Raw genomic sequence first — 18,547 nt, 5'->3', positions numbered from 1 at the left:
GTGCTCTGGAAATGGTCCAAGTGACGGTGGATATGAACGAATTCTGGGTTTTTGGCTACGGATCGCTGATGTGGAATCCGGGCTTCGAGTTCGAGGAACGGCAGCCGGCACACCTCTTCGGCTTCCGCCGCTCACTCTGCGTGCGTTCCTGGGTGCATCGCGGCACGGAGGAGAGGCCGGGCCTTGTGCTCGGGCTGGACCGCGGCGGTTCCTGCCGCGGCGTCGCCTTCCGCATCGCGCCGGAAAAGTATGAAGCCGTGGTCGACTACCTGCGCGAGCGGGAACTGGTGACCCATGTCTACAAGGAGCGCACGCTTTCCGCGACGCTCGGCGACGGACGCCGCATCACGACGCTCGTCTATATCTGCGACCGTGCGCACCAGCAATTTGCCGGCTCGCTGACGATCGAGGAAGCGGCGCGCACCGTCAGCGCCTCGATCGGGAAATCCGGTCACAACATGGATTATGTGCGCAACACGCTCATCCACCTGCGCGAGATGGGCATCCGCGACCATTGGCTGGAAGATGTCGGTCGCGCCGCGGAAAACCTCTACATCGCTTCGCCGGCCTGATCAGGCGGCATGCGCCTTCAGCTCCGCCAGCCGCTGCACGGCGGTCGGCGGCAGAGGCAGCTTCGGATTCCCCGCGACGGTTTCGATCAACAGCTGGTCGCTTGCCGTTTCCATCACCTCAATGAGATGGGCGAGGAAGGCATCCGGATCCATGCCGGGTTCGATCGGCGGCAGGATACGCACCTTGAAATGGCCGGGATAGCGAATGAACTTGCGCCGGGGCCAGAACAGCCCCGGATGCATGACGACGGGCACGACCGGGACTTGCAGATCGCGGTAAAGGCGGGCGATGCCGTATTTGTATTCCGGCGGCGCGCCCGGCGGACGGCGGGTGCCTTCCGGATAGATGATGAGCTGGCGGCCAGCCTTCATCTCCACCTTGGTTTGCTCCATGACAGCCGCCATCACCTTGCCGCGCGCGTTGCGGTTGACCGGCACCATGCGCTGCTTCTTCAGATACCAGCCGAACAGCGGGATCCAGGTCAGTTCGCGCTTCAGAATATAGAGCGGGTCGTCGAACCACGGCAGCAATGCATAGGCGTCCCAGAAAGACTGGTGTTTCGGCGCGACGATGTAGCTGCCTTGCGGGACATTCTCCAGGCCCTCGACGTCGAAGGTTGTCCCGACGATCTTGTCGAAGAGCCAGTGGTTGCTCTTCGCCCAGTTCTTCGCGACGCCATAGGCCTTCTTGCGCGGCAGCAGGAAATAGGCCGGCGTCATGATGATCATCTGTCCGATGAGGTTCAGGTAGAAGACGGCATTGAAAAGCACGGAACGGAAAACGATCATCGGGCAGCCTGTGAGCGGAACACGTGCTCTCGACCTACACGATAATCCGGGGCGGGGAAACTCCCGTCGCAGCGATCTCAGCTGCCGGACAGGCCCGACATATCACCACGAAGACCCGACCAGCTTCGCGCACCGATCACCGCCCGGATACGCGCCAGGCTGTACTTGAGATATTCCGACAGCATCGCCTTCATCACGCCGGGCTGGCGCAGCCAGTTGCCGTTCCTGAGGTCCGAATTGACGACCGGATAGGCGATGAATTCCGTCTGCGGGTCGCTGACCCGCAGTTCCAGCAGACTACGTGGCATGTGGTAATTGTTGGTGACGACGAGCACCCGGCGGAATTGGTGATCGCTGATCCAGCGCGCCGTTTCGTTGGCATTGCCGATCGTATCCACCGCCTCATAGCCCATGTCGACGCAGCATTCGAAGAGCGCCGACGAACTCTGCGTGAGCTTGCGGATCTGCGTGCCGCTCGTCGTGGGGTTCACGCCGGAAATCAGCAGCCGCTGGCCGGCACCCTGCTTGAGCAGGCCGATCGCGCTGTCGATGCGCTGGTAGCCGCCGGTCAGAACGACGATCGCATCGGCCTTCGGATCCTGCGGCGCCTCCATCGAGGCCACGGTTTCGGCGAAATAGAGGAAACCGCCGGCCCCTGCTATGGCCGCAATCAGGATGAGGGCCAGAACGACGCGCACGGCGAGCCGGACGGGGCCTTTGCGTCGGCGCCGCCCCTCTCCTTCCGGCCGGACGCCCTGAGGCAGATCCGGTTTTGCCCGTTCCAGCGCGTTCATGATTCCGTCCATAGAATCCGATTGCGGCAACGGCTAGTCCGTTTCGCGGCGATGGTCCGCCCGTCTTGCATCATTTTTCCCGCGTCATGTGTCCGGCAGCTGGTCCGTTCGTGACGGGTCGGAGCGGATGAGGTCGATTTCGTGGATGGTCCGCATCACCGTGAAGCGGGCCGTCAGCGTCGTCAGCAGGGCAATGACGACGATCGTCCCGGCAATGCCGAGATAGCCGGTGAGCCCCATGGAAAACGTGCCGAAGAGCGCCGTCGCCTGGTCGCTCTGCGGGGTTGCGATCGAACGTCCCTGCCAGAAACCGGCAATCGCGAAAAACAGCGCCGCCAGAAAACCGCCGGCAAACGAGCCCTTGAGGCTGATCTTCAAAAAATGCTTCTGGAATTCGGAAGCGACGAAACTTGCCTCGGCGCCGACGAAATGCAGCACCTCGACAATGTGCCGGTTGCCGGACAGCGCACCGCGCGTCGCAAAGACCACCGTCAGCACCATGGCGGAGAAGACGAGCACCAGCACGCCCGTGCCGATGAAGGCGGTGGTGCGTGCCATGGCGACGAGGCGGTCCACCCAGGTGCGGTGGTCATCGAGGAAGGCCGTTGGGATCTTTTGCGCCAGCGCCGTGCGCATGGCCGCGAAATCCGGCGGGCTCTGCTCGTCGATGGTGACGATGACGAGGCGCGGCACCGGCAGTTCGTCGAGGTTCAGCCCCTCGCCGAGCCACGGCTCCAACAGGCGGGCAGTCGCCGCCTTGTCGACGATGGTGCCGTCACGGGTACCGGAGAAGGTGAGCGCCAGATCGCGTGCATCCTTCAGCGCCTGCTCCATGTCGAGCGCATCGTCCGGCTTGATCTGGATGGTGATCTCGCGGGAAATCTGGCTCTGCCAGCTCGATGCCGTCGCGCGCACCATGTTGACCGCGCCGAAGGTAAGGCAGGCGAGGAAGGCCATGATGGCGATGACCAGCATCAGCGCATTGCCGGAGACATTCGAAGGCGGCACGATGGGGGCCGTCGGGCGCACGCGCATTTCCAGCCGGCGGGCCGGCTGCGCATCCTCGGCGGTTTCGCGGGGGGTATCAGTCATAGATGTCGAGCCGTCCCTGCGAGAGGATCATGCGCCGCGCCTGGTCCACTTGATCCATCAGTGACAGATCATGCGTGGCGATCACGACGGCCGTGCCGAGCCGGTTCAGTTCCAGGAAGAGGCTGAGCAGGCGACGCGCCATCGGCGGATCGACATTGCCGGTCGGCTCGTCGGCGAGCAGCAGTTCCGGCCGGTCGATGAGGGCACGCGCGATTGCCGCACGCTGCTTTTCCCCGCCGGACAGCACCGCCGGCAGCACGTTGATTCGCTCGCCGAGGCCGACCCATTTCAGAAGCTCGAGCACATCGGCGCGATAGCTCGATTCGTCCTTGCCGCGCACCCGGAGCGGCAGCGCGACGTTCTCATAGGTGGTCAGGTGGTCGAGCAGGCGAAAATCCTGGAAGACGATTCCGATGCGCCGGCGCAGCATCGGCAGCTCGTCGCGCGGGATGGTCGAGATTTCCCGGTCGAAGGTGCGGATGATGCCGCGCGTCGGCTGCAACGACAGGAACAGCAGGCGCAGCAGCGTCGTCTTGCCGGCACCGGATGGTCCCGTCAGGAACTGGAAGGAGCGGTGCGGAATATCGAAAGTCAGGTCGCGGAGAATCTCCGGCCCCATTCCGTAGCGCAGTCCGACATTCTCGAAATGAATCAATGGCCAATCCGGTTCTAAAAACGGTCATCCTTGCCCGCGTCAGCGGCACCTTAGCGGAGGTCGCATAGGAAAGCGGCTCTTTCACGGTCGGGTTTCCGAAGCATTAACCAGTATGGTTTACGTTTCGTAAGGATTTCATTCAATGCCCGACTTTTCGCGGATGATTTTGCGCGGAAACCGGCCAAGCGAGGAGTTCACGATGAACGCCTTCAGAGCGAAAAAACCGGCACAGGGCCGCATTGACCTCCTGCCGCCGGAACCCAAGGCACCCGCCCAGAAGCACGGCCAACGTCCCGTCGCCCGCCTGGAAGTGGTCGATGCCGATTTCGTCGTCATCCGTAGCGGCAGCGCGCGAACCTCCAACGACAATCATCGCACGGTTCGTCCGACACCGTCCCGCGCCGCGTCAAAACATCTCTTCGTTCGCACCGCAGCGGCAAGCGCGCGGCTCTGCGAGGCCGGCTTGCAGCTTCTCTCCGGCCGCGCCTTCGCCGGCCTCGTCACGGCAAGCGTCATCTTTGTCTTCGCCTATGCCGGCGGCCTCTCCGCGCTGAAGGCAGCCCTGCCAACAGCCGAGCCAACGACGCCCCTTCGTGTCACCGACGTTGTGGCGACAGTGGAGGACCAGAACGGCATGAAGGTGCTTTCCGTTTATGGCCGGATCGACAATGTCAGCAGCGGCACGCAGTCCATCCCGCCGCTGGACATCGCCTTCGACACGGCCGGCACGTCTCGGCGCGTCGCCCTCGATAGAGAATCAATTGCGGCCGGTGGCAGCGAACACTTCGCACTGCGCATTCCGCATGGCGGCGGAAAAGTGCCGAAAGTCTCGGTTTCCCTGGCCGGCGAGGGTGCACCGGCCAACTGACTGTGCTAATCGGCTGCTTTGTTTCTCCGCAATTCCCGGCGCAAAACCGTTTCGCGCTTTGCTGGAATTGCCTTGATGTTACCAAGGAGCCGCCTCACAATGCATATTGTTCGCGGAAAGAAGATCGAAACGCTCTATGATGCCGGGCAGATCGCCAAGCGCAATGAAGAGTTGGCAGCCCAGATCGCAAGCGGCCCGACGAAGGACCTCCTCGTCATCGCCGTCCTCAAGGGATCGTTCATCTTCGCCGCCGACCTGACGCGTGCACTGCATGCCGTAGGCCTCGCACCGGAAGTCGAATTCATCACGCTGTCGAGCTATGGCACGGGCACCGTGTCGCAGGGCGTGAAGGTCATCAAGGACATCGATAGCGACGTGCATGGTCGCGATATCCTGCTGATCGACGATATTCTCGAATCCGGCCGCACGCTCACCTTTGCCAAGGAACTGATGTATGAGCGTGGCGCGCGCAACGTCACCATCGCCGTGCTGCTCGACAAGCGCGAGAAGCGCAAGACCGATCTGGAGGCCGATTATGTCGGCTTCGAATGCCCGGATTATTTCGTCGTCGGCTACGGCATGGACGTGGCCTATGCCTTCCGCGAACTACCCTTCGTCGGCATCGTGACGGGCGACGCGGACTGAGCAATTCCAGCAAAAGTGCTGAGCAGTTTTGCGTCCGGAATTGCGTCGCGCAAAAGTCCACCGCAGATTCCTCCACGCGCCGTTTACCGATCGACAAGGAAAGTCTGGTCTTTTCGTCAATAGACGAGGCCGGATGGACGGTCCGAAAGGGAAAATGATGGCGAAGATCCTGATCACTGAAGACGAAGATTCCCTTCGAATCTTCGTGGCGCGTGCCCTGCGGCTGGACGGCCACGAAACCGTCGAGGCGCCGGATGGTGCGGCCGGACTGGACGCCCTGACAGAGGGCGGCTTCGACCTGCTGCTTTCCGATATCCGCATGCCCGTGATGGACGGCATCGAGCTTGCCCACAAGGCATCCGCTGCCCACCCGGCGCTGAAGATCCTGCTGATGACCGGTTATGCCGAGCAGCGCGAGCGCGCGGACGACCTTGCGAGCAAGATCGTCGACGTGGTGAGCAAGCCCTTCAGCCTGCCGGACATCCGCCGCGCCGTAGCACAGGCGCTCGCCGCCTGATCGCTGCTGGAAACCAATCCGGACGCGGATCGCGTCCGGTTTTCATGGAATTGTGTCACCGGATGCCGAGCAGGCGCTCCAGATAATCCCGCTCGAAGCTCGGCGAAGAGCCGGTGCCAAGCCGGCGGCGGATTTCTTCGAGGATTTCCCGCGCCCGCTGGATATCGATCTCTTCCGGGATTTTCGTCGGTCCGCCGAAATCGGGGCCCTGCCCATTGACCGGGCGCTCACGGCCGAGCGGGTCGCGACCGTTGCGGCCGGCCTGCGGCATGCCCTCACCCGGCCCCTGGCCCTGCCCCATGGCCTGCATCTGGCTCATCATGTTCTGCGCACCCTGGCGCAGCGCTTCCAGCGCCCGACCCTGGCTGCCGACGGCTGATTCGCCCTGGCCTTGCCCAAGCGCTTCCGAGGCGCCCTTCATCTCGCGGCCGGCCTGGCCAAAGCCTTCGCCGGGTTCCAGCCCCATGCCCTTCAGCGCGTCCTGCACCTCACCGAGCTGCTTGCCGAGCGCATCCTGCTGCTCCTGAAGCTTCTTCAAGGCGTCGCGCAGCTGTTCGGCGGTCATCTGGTCGGTCGGCTGCTGGCCGGCGCCGTTGTCGCCTTGCTGTTGCTGCTGTTGTTCGCCATCCTCGCCCGGCATCGGATCGCCACGCTGCTGGCGGTCGCGCAGCGCCTGGTCGAACTGGAAGGTCTGCTCCATCAGCTGCTGCTGCTTCTGCATCAGCTCGCCGAGCTTATCCATCTGCTGGCGCATGGCGTCGTTCTGCTGGCCCTGCTGCCCCTGCTGCGGGCGGCCGGCCTGCAGGTTGTTCATCATGCGCTGGAGTTCGGAGAGCATCTGCTGGGCCTGATCACGCGCGCCGGAGCGCGCCAGATTCTCGATCTGGTCCATCATGCGCTGCAAATCCTGCTGACGCAGGATTTGGCCCTGCTGCTGCGCATTCTGCTGCATCTGGCCGTTCTTGGCCGCCTGGCGGGCGAGTTCCTGCATATACGCCTGCATCGCCTCGCGCAGTTCCTTCATCAGTTCGGCGATCTCCGCGTCGGAGGCATTGCGCTCCAGCGCCTCGGAGAGCGCCTTCTGCGCCTCGCGCAGGCGGCGATCGGCGAGCGACAGGTTGCCGTCCTCGATGCCGAGCGCGATTTCCCAGAGATAGTCGGCGGTCTCGCGCATCTGGTCGTCGGTGCGGGCGAGCTTCATGCGCGCGGCGGCCGATTGCAGCAGCAGGTAATGCGTGAGATTCGGGATCGTCTCTTCCGGCCGGATCGTCAGCGCCTCGTTGAGCGCGATCGCGTAAGGCAGTTTGTTGGCATCCAGCGCAAAGACCTGCCGTTGCTCGGCGACGGCAGACGCGAGCGGCTCGAAGAAATTCTTCGCCGGCAGCACCATCTCCACTGGCTGGCTACGCCCCTCCTGCCCTGCCGCATCCTTGGCGACGAGCGTGATCTTCACACGCTTGCCGGAGAGCGGGTGTTCGGAGAGGTTGCGGCTCGTCGTGCCCTTGGCATCGTGCGCGCTGCGGCGCGGCAGGTCCAGCCGGTACTCCGGCAGCGGATAAAGCGGACGCGCGTCCTTCTGCTCCTCGACCGGCACGATTTCGGCACGAGCCTCCTGGAGCCCGTAATCGTCCTTGGCGATGAAGCTGATCTCCAGCGCGGAAGCCACGGTCTTCTTCGGGATACCGTCGAAGGCGATTTCAGGAACGCGGTCCGGAATGACGGAGAAGGCCCAGGTCCGGCCATCGACCGAAAGCGTACCGTCCTTCAGGATCTTGTAGTGCATGGTCCTGGCGCCGTTGACGGCCGCGACCGGCACCTTGGCCACCGCCTCCGTCTTCGCAGCCTCGACCTTCTCGTCCTTCGGTTTTTCCTCCTCGGGACGAATGGCGATGGCGGCAGTCTCGCCCGCAACCTGATAGCTCACCGGCTCGTCGCCGCTGCCGCCGGTGACGCGCACGGTCAGTTCGCTGAACTGCGGAATGCGGATATCGCCCTTCGCGGCCTCGCTCGATTGCGCCTGTCCCGTTCCCGTGAGGAAGACGGGTGCGCGCGATGTGTGCGCCGGCGGCGTGACCCAGGCATCGATACGCACGTCCGGCGCCGTTTCGGCCGGCGCGCGGAACGACACGACGTCGGTCAGCAGGCCGCCACGGTTGGAATAGGAGAAGGCAAAGGCAACGACGACGAGAAGCACCGGTATGGCGCGCAGCGCATGACGGTCATGGCGGGCGATATCCGGCTCCGGCCCACCGGTGCGCAGCGTGCCGATCAAACGCGCCATGCGGGCCTGGTGCTCGCGCCACAGCGCGTCGGCAAAGGCATCGCCGCCCGCCGGCCTGTCGTCCTGCACACGGATAGCCTGGTGCGCCAGCGCATTGCGCGCCTCCAGCATGCGATAGGCATTGTCGATGGAGGGCCAGTCGATGCCACGCAAGCGGGAAAGCAACCCGACAAGGCCGAGCGCGAAGCCGGCAAGCGTCGCAACATGCAGCCAGAACGGCACATGGCGGAAATAGCCGAACCAGGTCAGTGCCAGGAACCCGGCAACCAGCAGCACGATCGGCAGCACACGCGGCGCAAGCGCCTCCAGATAGAGGATGACCTGGGCGACAAGGCGCTTGGCTGCGAGTTTGCGGGCCACCGGATTGCCGGCCGCCGTCGCCTCGCGTTGCCTTTCCGTGTCAATCGCCATCAGGTACCGCTCTCCGATGCAGGGTATCGAAGCTAAAAGATAACATGCTTTGTGGCGAAGACGAGGGCACGCGCAAAATCGTGATCGCACGCGCGAACGGCATCCACGCTTTTGCGGGGCTCAGGAGAGCCAGCTTGGCAGCGAGTCGAGCCCGATCAGCTCGTCATAGGACGGTCGTGGCCGGATGACGTGGAAGTCCGCGCCGTTGACCAGAACTTCGGGGATCAGCAGGCGGCTGTTATAGGTGCCGGCCTGCACCGCGCCGTAAGCACCCGCCGAACCGACGGCGATGAGATCACCCGGCTTCGGCTGCGCCATTTCGCGGTCCTGCGCCAGGTAGTCACCGGTCTCGCAGACGGGGCCGACGACATCCGCCCGGATGCGCGGGGCGTTTGCCGCAGAGATGACGACCGGCTGGACTTCGTGCCAGGCCTCGTAAAGCGTCGGGCGGATGAGATCGTTCATCGCCGCATCGACGATCACAAAGGTCTTCTCGCCGCCGTCCTTCACATAGATCACCTCGGTGACGAGGATGCCGGCATTGCCGACGATCAGGCGACCGGGCTCGGTGACGATCTTGCAGTTGAGGCCCTTGAGCTGGTTCTTGACGATCTCGGCATAGGCATCCGGCAGCGGCGGCGGCGCATTGTCCGTCTTGTAGGGAATGCCGAGGCCACCGCCAACATCCACATGATCGATCGTATGGCCGTCGGCGCGCAGCGTATCGACGAGTTCGCGCAACAGCTTGAAGGCATCTTCAAAGGGCTGCAGCTCGGTGATCTGGCTGCCGATATGCATGTCGATGCCGGTCACCTGGATGCCGGGCAGGGTCGCGGCGCGGGCATAGACGGTGCGTGCGCGCTCCCACGAAATGCCGAACTTGTTTTCCTTCTTGCCGGTCGAGATCTTGGCATGGGTGCGTGCGTCGACATCCGGGTTGATGCGGAAGGAGACATGCGCGACCTTGCCGGCCTTCACGGCGCGGGCATTCAGCACTTCCAGTTCCGGCTCGGATTCGACGTTGAAACAGTAGATGCCGGCCTCAAGCCCGAGATCCATCTCGCGCGGCGTCTTACCGACGCCGGAGAACATGATGCGGGACGCCGGAACGCCGGCGGCAAGGGCGCGGCGCAGCTCGCCTTCCGAGACCACATCGATGCCGGCGCCAAGCCGGGCGAGCGTCTTCAGCACCGCCTGATTGGAATTCGCCTTCATGGCATAGCACACCATGGCGTCGACACCATCGAAGGCCTTGGAGAAGACCTTGTAGTGGCGTTCCAGCGTGGCTGTCGAATAGACGTAGAACGGTGTGCCGACCGCCTTGGCGATGTCCGGAACAGGCACGTCCTCTGCGTAGAGGATGCCGTCGCGATGCTCGAAATGGTTCACGAGTTGTTTTCCGTCAGAGAAGAGGGTCGAGAATGAAGGGCTTGTCTTCGACCTGCTCGACCTTCTTGCCGTCGATGGTCTTCACGACCGGTTTTGCGCCGCCCGGCAGGTCGAGATCGCCCTTGCGGCCGCAGGCAGTGAGAACCGCCGCGGAAAGGCAGAGCACAAGAGCCAGCCTGCCGATATCGATGCGTGTCATGAAGCGTTCCCTGGAAACTCGGGTGGTCGGGTGGGCATCATCCTTAGCGAATTCGCCCGCCCTTGTGCACCCTTAATCTGCTGATGAGTCCTGCAAGCAACCTGATCAGTTCCGCTGCCGCCACCAGGCGATCTGCTTCCTGACTTCGGAAGGTGCGGTGCCGCCATAGCTCTTCCGGCTGGCGACCGAGGCCTCGACCGTCAGCACGTTGAAGATATCAGCGGTGATCGAGGCGTGGATCGCCTGCAGGTCCTCCAGCGACAATTCGGCGAGGTCGCAGCCGTTGCTCTCCGCAAGCGCCACGGCGCGGCCCGTCACATGGTGAGCGTCGCGGAAGGGAAGCCCCGCCTCGCGCACCAGCCAGTCGGCAAGGTCGGTGGCGGTGGAATAGCCGGAGCCAGCCGCCGCCTTCATCTTGTCCGTGCGGATCGTCATGTCGCGCACCATGCCGGTCATCGCGGCAATCGCCAGTTCGATGCTTTCGGCCGCGTCAAAGACCTGTTCCTTGTCTTCCTGCATGTCCTTGGAATAGGCAAGCGGCAGGCCCTTCATGACGGTGAGCAGCGCGATCAGCGAGCCGTTGATGCGGCCGGTCTTGGCACGCACCAGCTCGGCGGCGTCGGGGTTCTTCTTCTGCGGCATGATCGAGGAACCGGTGGAGAAGGCATCCGACAGGCGGATGAAACCGAACTGCGGCGTCGACCAGATGACGATCTCTTCCGCAAGGCGCGACAGATGCACCGCGGCGATCGCGGCGATCGACAGGAATTCCAGCGCAAAATCGCGGTCCGACACGGTGTCGATCGAGTTGCGCGTCGGCTCGCGGAAACCGAGCGCCTTGGCCGTCATGTGCCGGTCGATGGCATAGCCGGTTCCAGCGAGTGCTGCGGCGCCGATCGGGCTCTCGTCGAGATGTTCGATGGCGTGGCGCACGCGCTGGCGGTCGCGGCCGAACATTTCCACATAGGCCATGCAATGGTGCCCGAAGGTCACCGGCTGCGCCGTCTGGAGATGGGTAAAGCCTGGCATGACGGTGTCGGCATGCTCTTCCGCGCGATCAAGGAAGGCGGCGATCAGGCCGGTCAGCGCCTTTTCCGTCTTCTGCAGCTCTTCCTTCACCCAGAGGCGGAAATCGAGCGCCACCTGGTCGTTGCGCGAACGGGCGGTGTGCAGGCGGCCGGCGGCCGGGCCGATCAGCGTCGCGAGGCGCGCCTCGACGTTCATATGGATGTCTTCGAGACGGCGCGAGAACTCGAACTGGCCGCTTTCGATCTCTGACAGGATCGTGTCGAGACCGTGAACGATCTTTTCCTTATCGTCCGCCGAAATAATGCCCTGATGGGCGAGCATTTCGGCATGCGCCTTTGAGCCGCGGATGTCCTGGGCGTAAAGCTTCTTGTCGAAGCCGATGGAGGCATTTATCTCCTCCATGATCGCATCCGGTCCCGAGGCGAACCGGCCGCCCCACATCTGGTTCGAGGATTTCGTCTCGGAATTGCCGTCAGCCATGGGATGCCTATCCTGGAGAAAGAAATGACAGTGAAGAAGAAACTCGGCCTGCCCGCCACGAAGCTGATCGCCATCGCGGGACTGGCCGGACTTCTCGCCGGTGGTGCAGCGATATACGTGAAGGAAAGCCTGTCTGGCAATGGCGCGGTGGCCTCGGCCGATCCCGCCGCCTGCGCCGCCGCTGCCGAAAAAGCAGCAGCCATCACGCCCTTCTCGAAGGGCCAGGTCGCCGCCATGCGCACCGTCGATGAACATCGTCCGCTGCCCGACCTCGTCTTTGACGGACCGGACGGCAAGAAGAAAACGATCGCCGACTTCGCCGGCAAGACCCTGCTCGTCAATCTCTGGGCCACCTGGTGCGGACCCTGCCGCGAGGAAATGCCGGCACTCAACGCGCTCGAAAAGGAGCTCGGCAGCGATAAATTCGAGGTCGTGGCGATCAATATCGACACCGGTGACGACGAGAAGCCGAAAGCCTTCCTCACCGAAACGGGCGTCAACGACCTCGGCTACTATCGCGATGCGTCGATGGGCGTCTTCAACACGCTGAAGAAGGAAGGCCTCGCCTTCGGTTTGCCCGTCACCCTGCTGATGGACGACAAGGGCTGCCTGATCTCCGCCATGAACGGCCCCGCCGCCTGGGACAGCGAGGACGCCAAGGCCTTGATCAACGCCGCGCTGGCGACACCGAAGAGCTGACAGCGGCACGCGCAACGGGCGGAGCCTCCCTCACACCGCCTCCGCTTCGCTCGGCGGACCTCTCCCCGCTGGGGAGAGGGGAATAGAGACCTTGCGGCTTATCCCCTTCTCCCCAGCGGGGAGAAGGTGGCCCGCAGGCCGGACGAGGGGGGTGCTCTCGACTATGCCGTCAAGCCGCCGCGTAGACACGCGGCCGGCGAATGTCGATGAAGCCTTCCTCGCCCTTGCGGTGCGGGAATTCCGGCACCGTATCGAACTCGACGGCCTGGCCGCTGCCGGTCATAGCCAGCACGCGGCGCGAATCCGGCCGGTCGATGACGCGCAGGATACGCGCGGCAATGCCGTGGCCGTGCTCGCGCCAGCTGACATCCGCTGGGCGGAAGAGGATCTGCCCGCTGCCATCGGCCACGCCCTCGGCGTCGAAGGCGACTGCATCGACATAGGCCTTGCCACCGCGGATATCGGCATCGAGCTTGTTGGCGTCACCGAGAAAATTCATCACGAAGGCATCGGCAGGGTTGCGGCAGACCGCTTCCGGCGTGCCTTCCTGCACGATCTTGCCCTTGTTGAGAATGACGACACGATCAGCGAGGTCGAGCGCCTCCTCCTGGTCGTGCGTCACGAAAAGCGTGGTGATGCCGAGCTCGTCATGGATTTTTCGAAGCCAGCGGCGCAGGTCGCGACGCACATTGGCGTCGAGCGCGCCAAAAGGCTCGTCGAGCAGCAACACACGCGGATCGACGGCAAGTGCGCGGGCAAGTGCCACGCGCTGGCGCTGGCCGCCGGAAATCTGGGCGGGGAAACGATCCTTGAGACCGCTCAGTTGCACGAGGTCGAGCAGTTCCTTGACCCGCTCGGCAATCGCCTGAGGCGAGCGCTTCACCTTGGAGACCTTCATGCCGAAGGCGATGTTCTCGCCCACCGTCATGTGCGGGAACAGCGCGTAATGCTGGAAGACGAAGCCGACGCCGCGATCGCGCACCGGAATATCCGTCGCGTTCTCGTCGCCGAAATAGATCGCACCGGCATCGGCATATTCGAGGCCGGCGACCATGCGCAGGATCGTCGTCTTGCCGGAGCCGGACGGGCCGAGCAGCGCTACCAGCTCGCCGCTACCGATATCGAGCGAGACGCCGTGCACGGCACGAAACGTCTCGAACTCCTTGACCACATTGTCGAGGCGGATCTTCAAGGCTTGACCTCCGGAATGATGCTGTCGGCGCCGGCAAGCGCTGCGGGGCGCTGAACGCGCCCTGCGCCCTGCCGCTCCAGCGCCACCTTGACGACGAGCGTCACGATGGCGAGGCAGGCGAGAATGGATGCGGCGGCGAAGGAGCCGGCCGCGTTGTAGTCGTGATACAGCAGCTCGATATGCAGCGGCAGCGTGTTGGTCTGGCCACGGATGTTACCGGAGACGACGGAGACCGCGCCGAACTCGCCCATGACACGTGAATTGCAGAGCACGACGCCATAGAGCAGCGCCCATTTGATGTTCGGCAATGTCACGGAGAAGAAGGTCCGCCAGCCGCTCGCCCCGAGCGATGTCGCCGCCTCTTCGAGGTCACGCCCCTGCGCCTGCATCAGCGGAATCAGCTCGCGCGCCACGAAAGGTGCCGTCACGAACATGCTGGCGAGCACGATGCCGGGCAGCGCGAAGAGGATCTTGATCTCCATCGATTGTAGCACCGGACCGAACAGCCCCTGCAAGCCATAGACGAAGAGATAGGCCACACCCGCGACAATCGGCGAAACCGAGAAGGGCAGCTCGATAATGACGGTGAGCAGCCGCTTGCCACGGAAATCGTGTTTGGTGATCGCCCAGGCGGCCGCCACACCGAAGGCCGTGTTGATCGGCACGGCGATAAGCGCGGTGATGACCGTCAGCAGGATGGCGTGGCGCGTATCCGGATCGGCAATCGACTCGGCGAAATAGACTACACCGCGCGAAAACGCCTCGACCGCGATGACGACCAGCGGCGCGACGATCATCAACCCGACGAACACGAGCACGATGCCGAGCAGCGAACGGCGGAAGACCGTGTTGTCGCCCACCCGCGGCGGCTTGCCTTTTCTGTTGTGCACCATGGTCAGCCCCGCACCGTGTAGCGCAGGGCACGCGCCTGCATCAGGTTGGTGATGGCGAGCATCACGAAGGCCGTCAGCAGCATGACGGAGGCGATCGCGGCGGAGGCCGGATAGTCGTATTCCTCGAGCCGGATGAAGGCGAGGAGTGCGGTAATTTCCGTCGAGAACGGCTGGTTGCCGGCGATGAAGATGATGGCGCCGAACTCGCCGAGGCTGCGCGCGAAGGAGAGCGACACGCCGGCGAGCAGTGCCGGTGTCAGAAGCGGCAGGATGACGCCGACGAAGATCGAGAGGTCACTGGCGCCCAGCGTCTGCCCGGCCTCCTCCAGCGCCGGATCCAGCTCTTCCAGCACCGGCTGCACGGTGCGTACGATGAAGGGAATGCTGGTGAAGCTCATCGCGACGATGATGCCAAGCTGCGTATAGGCGACCTTAATGCCGAGAAGCGACAGCGGCGCGCCGAACCAGCCGTTGGTGGCAAACAGCGTGGTGAGCGCAATGCCCGCAACCGCCGTCGGCAGCGCGAATGGCAGGTCGACCAGCGCATCGACCAGCCGGCGGCCCGGGAAGCGATAACGCACCAGCACCCAGGCGAGCGCCATGCCGAAGACGAGGTTGAAGACCGTTGCGGCGAGCGCACAGAGCACCGTTACGCGGTAGCTGGCAAAGGCGCGATCCGACGAAATGATGCGCCAGTAATCCGCCGGCCCGAGGCTTGCCGCCTTGAAGACGAGCGCAGCCAGCGGCAGCACCACGATGATGGCCACATAGACAAGGGTGATGCCGAGCGCGAGCGGCAATCCGGGCAGTACACGCCGTCTCAAAGCGCGCGTCCTTTCTCAAGCAATTCCAGGAAAAAGGCGTGGCGTTTCCGACTGGAATGCATCGCGCTTTTCATGCCAACAACCGGCGGGCTCCATGCCCGCCGGTTGCCGGAAAAACAATGGCTTTGGGCGATCAGCGGCTGCCGTAGATCTTGTCCAGCGTGCCGCCTTCAGCGAAGTGCTCTTCGGAAATCTTCTTCCAGCCGCCGAAGACGTCATCGACGTTCACGAGGCGGATTTCCGGGAACTGGTCCTTGAACTCGGCGGCAACCTTTTCGTCATGGACGCGGTGGCCGAATTCAGCGGCGATCTTCTGGCCTTCCGGCGCATAGAGGAAGTCGAGATAGGATTTTGCGAGATCCCGGCTGCCATGGCTGTCTGCCACCTTGTCGACAATGGCGACAGGGAATTCGGAGAGAAGCGAGACCGACGGCACGACGCTCTGGAACTTGTCTTCACCATACTGCTTGGCGATCGACTTGGTCTCGGCTTCGAAGGTGATGATCACGTCGCCGATTTCACGCTCGACGAAGGTCGTCGTCGCTGCGCGGCCGCCCGTGTCGAAGACCGGTACATTGTCGAAGATCTTGGTGATGAACTCCTCGACCTTGGCCGGATCGTCCTTGAACGCTTCCTTGGCGTAGGCGGTGGCCGCCAGGTAGGTGTAGCGCGCATTGCCCGAGGTCTTGGGGTTCGGGAAGATGACCTTCACGTCGTCACGGGCAAGGTCTGCCCAGTCCTTGATGTTCTTCGGGTTGCCGGCGCGCACCAGGAAGGACGGAAAGGAGTAGAAGGGCGAAGCATTGTTCGGGAATTTCTGCTGCCAACCTTCGGCGACAAAACCGTTCTTCACGAGGAAGTCGATGTCCGTCACCTGGTTGAAGGTCACGACATCGGCTTCAAGGCCTTCAACGATGGCGCGCGCCTGCTTGGAGGTGCCGCCATGCGACTGGTCGATGGTGACGCCTGGATGCGCCTTCACGAAGGCTTCGTTCTCGGCGGCGAAAAGCTCGCGCGCCACGTCATAGGAGGCGTTGAGCAGCTTGTCGGCGGCATGCGCGGAGAACGGAGCGGCGAGGCCGAGGAGGGCCACGCCGAGAAGGAGCAAACGTTTCATCTGAAAAACCCCGAATGGAAATTGAATTCGGGCAGACAATACCGGGCGGAGGCGTGCGATCCGAGGTATCTCCTGCCGCGGCTCCTGCGGCAGGCGAAACAATTTTCCCTGAAAGGGACGGCTCGGGGAATCTCCAGCCTGACCGTCAGCGGGTCGGGACCGGAACCTCGCCCCGATAGTCGTAGAAGCCGCGGCCGGACTTGCGGCCGAGCCAGCCGGCTTCGACATATTTCACCAAGAGCGGGCATGGGCGATACTTGGAATCGGCGAGCCCGTCATGCAGCACCTGCATGATCGAAAGGCAGGTGTCGAGGCCGATGAAATCGGCAAGCTGGAGCGGGCCCATCGGATGGTTGGCACCGAGCCGCATCGCGGTGTCGATCGCGTCCACCGAACCGACGCCTTCATAAAGCGTATAGATCGCCTCGTTGATCATCGGCAGCAGGATGCGGTTGACGATGAAGGCCGGGAAATCCTCGGCAACCGTGATCGTCTTGTCGAGCGAGGCGACGAAGGCCTTGGCCGCGGCAAACGTGCCTTCTTCGGTCGCGATGCCGCGCACGAGTTCGACGAGCTTCATGACCGGCACCGGGTTCATGAAGTGAATGCCCATGAAACGCTCCGGCCGGTCGGTGGCGGATGCCAGACGCGTAATCGAAAGCGACGATGTGTTGGTGGCAAGGATCGCTTCCGGCTTCAGCACGGAACAGACCTGGCCATAAATCTTGCGCTTGACGGTCTCATCTTCGGTCGCCGCCTCGATGACGAGATCTGCATCGGAGAGATCGTTGACGTCGGCGGAGCCCTTGATGAGCGCCATTGCCTTCTTGCGCTCGTCCTCGGTCATCTTGCCGGAGGAAACCTGGCGAGCGAAATTGCCGTTGATCGTTGCAAGGCCGGTTTCGACCCGTTCGGGCGACAGGTCGTAGATATGGACCTTGTAGCCTGCGACGGCCGCGACATGCGCGATCCCGCACCCCATCTGGCCTGCACCCACAATACCGACGTTTTTGATCATAGCGCCAACCGCCCCGTCATCTCATTCCGCGCCCCGATGGCACAAAAAAACACCGGGCCGGTCAAGCCGGCCCGGTGAAGTGATAAAGCGCTGCGACGCATTTTTCCAGTGAAATCCTCGTCGCAAAGCGCGACCTTGGTCGGCTCAGAGCGCCTTCTGCAACTCCGGCAGTGCCTCGAAGAGATCGGCGACGAGGCCGTAGTCGGCGACCTGGAAGATCGGTGCCTCCTCGTCCTTGTTGATCGCGACGATCACCTTCGAATCCTTCATGCCGGCGAGATGCTGGATGGCGCCCGAGATGCCGCAGGCGATGTAGAGCTGCGGGGCGACAACCTTGCCCGTCTGCCCGACCTGCCAGTCGTTCGGCGCGTAGCCCGCATCGACCGCAGCGCGCGATGCGCCGACGGCAGCACCGAGCTTGTCGGCGACCGGAAGGATGACCTCCTGGAACTTCTCCGACGAGCCGAGCGCACGGCCGCCCGAGATGATGATTTTTGCAGACGTCAGTTCCGGACGGTCGGAGGACGACAGGGCGTCCTTCACGTGGCTGGACAGACCCGGGTTTGCGGCGGCCGCGATGGTTTCGATCGATGCGCTGCCACCCTCGCCGGCAGCGGCGAAGGATGCGGTGCGCACCGTGATCACCTTCTTGGCGTCGGTCGACTGCACCGTCTGGATCGCATTGCCCGCATAGATCGGGCGCTTGAACGTATCGGCGGAGACGACCTCGGTGATTTCCGAGACCTGCGCGACGTCGAGCAGCGCTGCCACGCGCGGCAGCACGTTCTTGCCGACCGAGGTCGCGGCCGAGACGATCGCGTCGTAGGAGCCGGCAAGCGACACGATGAGTGCTGCCAGCGGTTCCGCCAGGTTGTTGGCAAGGCTGGCATCCTCGGCGACGAGCACCTTGGAAACACCCGAGAGCTTTGCCGCCTGTTCGGCCGCCGCCTTGGCACCGGCGCCGGCGACGAGCACATGCACGTCGGAACCGATCTTGCCTGCCGCCGTCAGCGCTTTCGCCGTCTGGTCGGAAAGATGCGCGTTGTCGTGATCTGCCAGAAGAAGAATGGCCATGGTTCTAGT

19 protein-coding genes are annotated in these 18,547 nt (G+C 63.5%); 5 read left to right on the top strand and 14 right to left on the bottom strand.

All coding sequences use genetic code 11. The annotated features are described in order from the left end of the window. Positions 1–20 precede the first annotated feature (20 nt). Positions 21–572 (top strand): gamma-glutamylcyclotransferase, encoded by a 552-nt coding sequence (locus BSY16_RS17390; protein ID WP_069061604.1) that lies wholly within the window; start codon positions 21–23, stop codon positions 570–572. Here BSY16_RS17390 and BSY16_RS17385 read toward each other — a convergent pair whose 3' ends face one another. From BSY16_RS17385 to ftsE, 4 genes are all read right to left on the bottom strand, one after another. Continuing rightward, positions 573–1,361, bottom strand: a complete 789-nt coding sequence (locus tag BSY16_RS17385; RefSeq protein ID WP_069060832.1) for a lysophospholipid acyltransferase family protein — start codon at positions 1,359–1,361, stop codon at positions 573–575. Positions 1,362–1,438: 77 nt separating this feature from the next. Continuing rightward, complete coding sequence (locus BSY16_RS17380) at positions 1,439–2,155, bottom strand: YdcF family protein (protein ID WP_069061603.1); 717 nt, start codon at positions 2,153–2,155, stop codon at positions 1,439–1,441. 84 nt (positions 2,156–2,239) lie between these two features. Beyond that, positions 2,240–3,247 (bottom strand): cell division protein FtsX, encoded by a 1,008-nt coding sequence (locus BSY16_RS17375; RefSeq protein WP_069060831.1) that lies wholly within the window; start codon positions 3,245–3,247, stop codon positions 2,240–2,242. Then, positions 3,240–3,902 carry a cell division ATP-binding protein FtsE gene (gene ftsE, locus BSY16_RS17370; RefSeq protein WP_083242940.1) on the bottom strand — a complete coding sequence of 221 codons (663 nt, stop codon included), beginning with the start codon at positions 3,900–3,902 and terminating at the stop codon, positions 3,240–3,242. The genes BSY16_RS17375 and ftsE overlap by 8 nt, the downstream gene beginning before the upstream one ends. Positions 3,903–4,101: 199 nt before the next feature. Here ftsE and BSY16_RS17365 point away from each other — a divergent pair, with 199 nt between their 5' ends. The 3 genes from BSY16_RS17365 (at position 4,102) to BSY16_RS17355 (ending at position 5,932) form a co-directional block, all read left to right on the top strand. Beyond that, entirely contained in the window at positions 4,102–4,770 is a 669-nt protein-coding gene (locus BSY16_RS17365) for a hypothetical protein (protein WP_069060829.1), read from the top strand. A 99-nt stretch (positions 4,771–4,869) separates the two neighbouring features. Next, positions 4,870–5,415, top strand: coding sequence for a hypoxanthine phosphoribosyltransferase (gene hpt / locus BSY16_RS17360; protein ID WP_069060828.1), 546 nt, complete (start codon positions 4,870–4,872; stop codon positions 5,413–5,415). 157 nt (positions 5,416–5,572) lie between these two features. Next, a complete protein-coding gene (locus BSY16_RS17355; protein WP_069060827.1) occupies positions 5,573–5,932 on the top strand; it encodes a response regulator in 360 nt (119 codons plus the stop codon). Between the two features lie 55 nt (positions 5,933–5,987). Here the strand turns inward: BSY16_RS17355 and BSY16_RS17350 are convergent, their stop codons facing one another. From BSY16_RS17350 to argH, 4 genes are all read right to left on the bottom strand, one after another. Further along, a complete protein-coding gene (locus BSY16_RS17350) occupies positions 5,988–8,624 on the bottom strand; it encodes a TIGR02302 family protein (protein WP_069060826.1) in 2,637 nt (878 codons plus the stop codon). Positions 8,625–8,744: 120 nt separating this feature from the next. After that, positions 8,745–10,013 carry a diaminopimelate decarboxylase gene (gene lysA, locus BSY16_RS17345; protein ID WP_069060825.1) on the bottom strand — a complete coding sequence of 423 codons (1,269 nt, stop codon included), beginning with the start codon at positions 10,011–10,013 and terminating at the stop codon, positions 8,745–8,747. 13 nt (positions 10,014–10,026) lie between these two features. Further along, a complete protein-coding gene (lptM, locus tag BSY16_RS17340; RefSeq protein WP_069060824.1) occupies positions 10,027–10,212 on the bottom strand; it encodes an LPS translocon maturation chaperone LptM in 186 nt (61 codons plus the stop codon). Between the two features lie 105 nt (positions 10,213–10,317). Beyond that, entirely contained in the window at positions 10,318–11,721 is a 1,404-nt protein-coding gene (gene argH / locus BSY16_RS17335; protein WP_069060823.1) for an argininosuccinate lyase, read from the bottom strand. A 24-nt stretch (positions 11,722–11,745) separates the two neighbouring features. On the opposite strand from argH, the gene tlpA reads away from it, so the two are divergent. Next, a complete protein-coding gene (gene tlpA, locus BSY16_RS17330; protein ID WP_069060822.1) occupies positions 11,746–12,420 on the top strand; it encodes a thiol:disulfide interchange protein TlpA in 675 nt (224 codons plus the stop codon). 169 nt (positions 12,421–12,589) lie between these two features. Here tlpA and BSY16_RS17325 read toward each other — a convergent pair whose 3' ends face one another. The 6 genes from BSY16_RS17325 to BSY16_RS17300 form a co-directional block, all read right to left on the bottom strand. Beyond that, on the bottom strand, positions 12,590–13,612 hold the full coding sequence (locus BSY16_RS17325) for a sulfate/molybdate ABC transporter ATP-binding protein (RefSeq protein ID WP_069060821.1): 1,023 nt from the start codon (positions 13,610–13,612) through the stop codon (positions 12,590–12,592). Then, positions 13,609–14,505 (bottom strand): sulfate ABC transporter permease subunit CysW, encoded by an 897-nt coding sequence (gene cysW, locus BSY16_RS17320; protein ID WP_150129989.1) that lies wholly within the window; start codon positions 14,503–14,505, stop codon positions 13,609–13,611. Before cysW ends, BSY16_RS17325 begins: the two co-directional genes overlap by 4 nt. 2 nt (positions 14,506–14,507) lie before the next feature. Further along, positions 14,508–15,329 (bottom strand): sulfate ABC transporter permease subunit CysT, encoded by an 822-nt coding sequence (gene cysT / locus BSY16_RS17315; protein ID WP_069060819.1) that lies wholly within the window; start codon positions 15,327–15,329, stop codon positions 14,508–14,510. 133 nt (positions 15,330–15,462) lie between these two features. Beyond that, positions 15,463–16,446, bottom strand: a complete 984-nt coding sequence (gene cysP, locus BSY16_RS17310) for a thiosulfate ABC transporter substrate-binding protein CysP (RefSeq protein ID WP_069060818.1) — start codon at positions 16,444–16,446, stop codon at positions 15,463–15,465. Positions 16,447–16,591: 145 nt separating this feature from the next. Further along, positions 16,592–17,464: a 3-hydroxybutyryl-CoA dehydrogenase gene (locus BSY16_RS17305; RefSeq protein WP_069060817.1), complete on the bottom strand. Its 873-nt coding sequence runs from the start codon at positions 17,462–17,464 to the stop codon at positions 16,592–16,594. Between the two features lie 144 nt (positions 17,465–17,608). Then, on the bottom strand, positions 17,609–18,538 hold the full coding sequence (locus tag BSY16_RS17300; RefSeq protein WP_069060816.1) for an electron transfer flavoprotein subunit alpha/FixB family protein: 930 nt from the start codon (positions 18,536–18,538) through the stop codon (positions 17,609–17,611). Between the last annotated feature and the right edge of the window lie 9 nt (positions 18,539–18,547).

Source organism: Sinorhizobium sp. RAC02 (genome assembly GCF_001713395.1).
Lineage (GTDB): Bacteria > Pseudomonadota > Alphaproteobacteria > Rhizobiales > Rhizobiaceae > Shinella.
The sequence above is the reverse complement of the archived record's forward strand: the minus strand, read 5'-3'. Positions and strand labels throughout refer to the sequence as shown.

Coding starts and splice junctions, on each gene's coding strand:
- BSY16_RS17385 (WP_069060832.1), bottom strand. CDS start 1,361: ATGATCGTTTTCCGTTCCGTGCTTTTCAATGCCGTCTTCTACCTGAAC.
- BSY16_RS17380 (WP_069061603.1), bottom strand. CDS start 2,155: ATGAACGCGCTGGAACGGGCAAAACCGGATCTGCCTCAGGGCGTCCGG.
- BSY16_RS17375 (WP_069060831.1), bottom strand. CDS start 3,247: ATGACTGATACCCCCCGCGAAACCGCCGAGGATGCGCAGCCGGCCCGC.
- BSY16_RS17365 (WP_069060829.1), top strand. CDS start 4,102: ATGAACGCCTTCAGAGCGAAAAAACCGGCACAGGGCCGCATTGACCTC.
- hpt (WP_069060828.1), top strand. CDS start 4,870: ATGCATATTGTTCGCGGAAAGAAGATCGAAACGCTCTATGATGCCGGG.
- BSY16_RS17355 (WP_069060827.1), top strand. CDS start 5,573: ATGGCGAAGATCCTGATCACTGAAGACGAAGATTCCCTTCGAATCTTC.
- BSY16_RS17350 (WP_069060826.1), bottom strand. CDS start 8,624: ATGGCGATTGACACGGAAAGGCAACGCGAGGCGACGGCGGCCGGCAAT.
- lptM (WP_069060824.1), bottom strand. CDS start 10,212: ATGACACGCATCGATATCGGCAGGCTGGCTCTTGTGCTCTGCCTTTCC.
- argH (WP_069060823.1), bottom strand. CDS start 11,721: ATGGCTGACGGCAATTCCGAGACGAAATCCTCGAACCAGATGTGGGGC.
- tlpA (WP_069060822.1), top strand. CDS start 11,746: ATGACAGTGAAGAAGAAACTCGGCCTGCCCGCCACGAAGCTGATCGCC.
- cysW (WP_150129989.1), bottom strand. CDS start 14,505: ATGGTGCACAACAGAAAAGGCAAGCCGCCGCGGGTGGGCGACAACACG.
- cysP (WP_069060818.1), bottom strand. CDS start 16,446: ATGAAACGTTTGCTCCTTCTCGGCGTGGCCCTCCTCGGCCTCGCCGCT.
- BSY16_RS17305 (WP_069060817.1), bottom strand. CDS start 17,464: ATGATCAAAAACGTCGGTATTGTGGGTGCAGGCCAGATGGGGTGCGGG.
- BSY16_RS17300 (WP_069060816.1), bottom strand. CDS start 18,538: ATGGCCATTCTTCTTCTGGCAGATCACGACAACGCGCATCTTTCCGAC.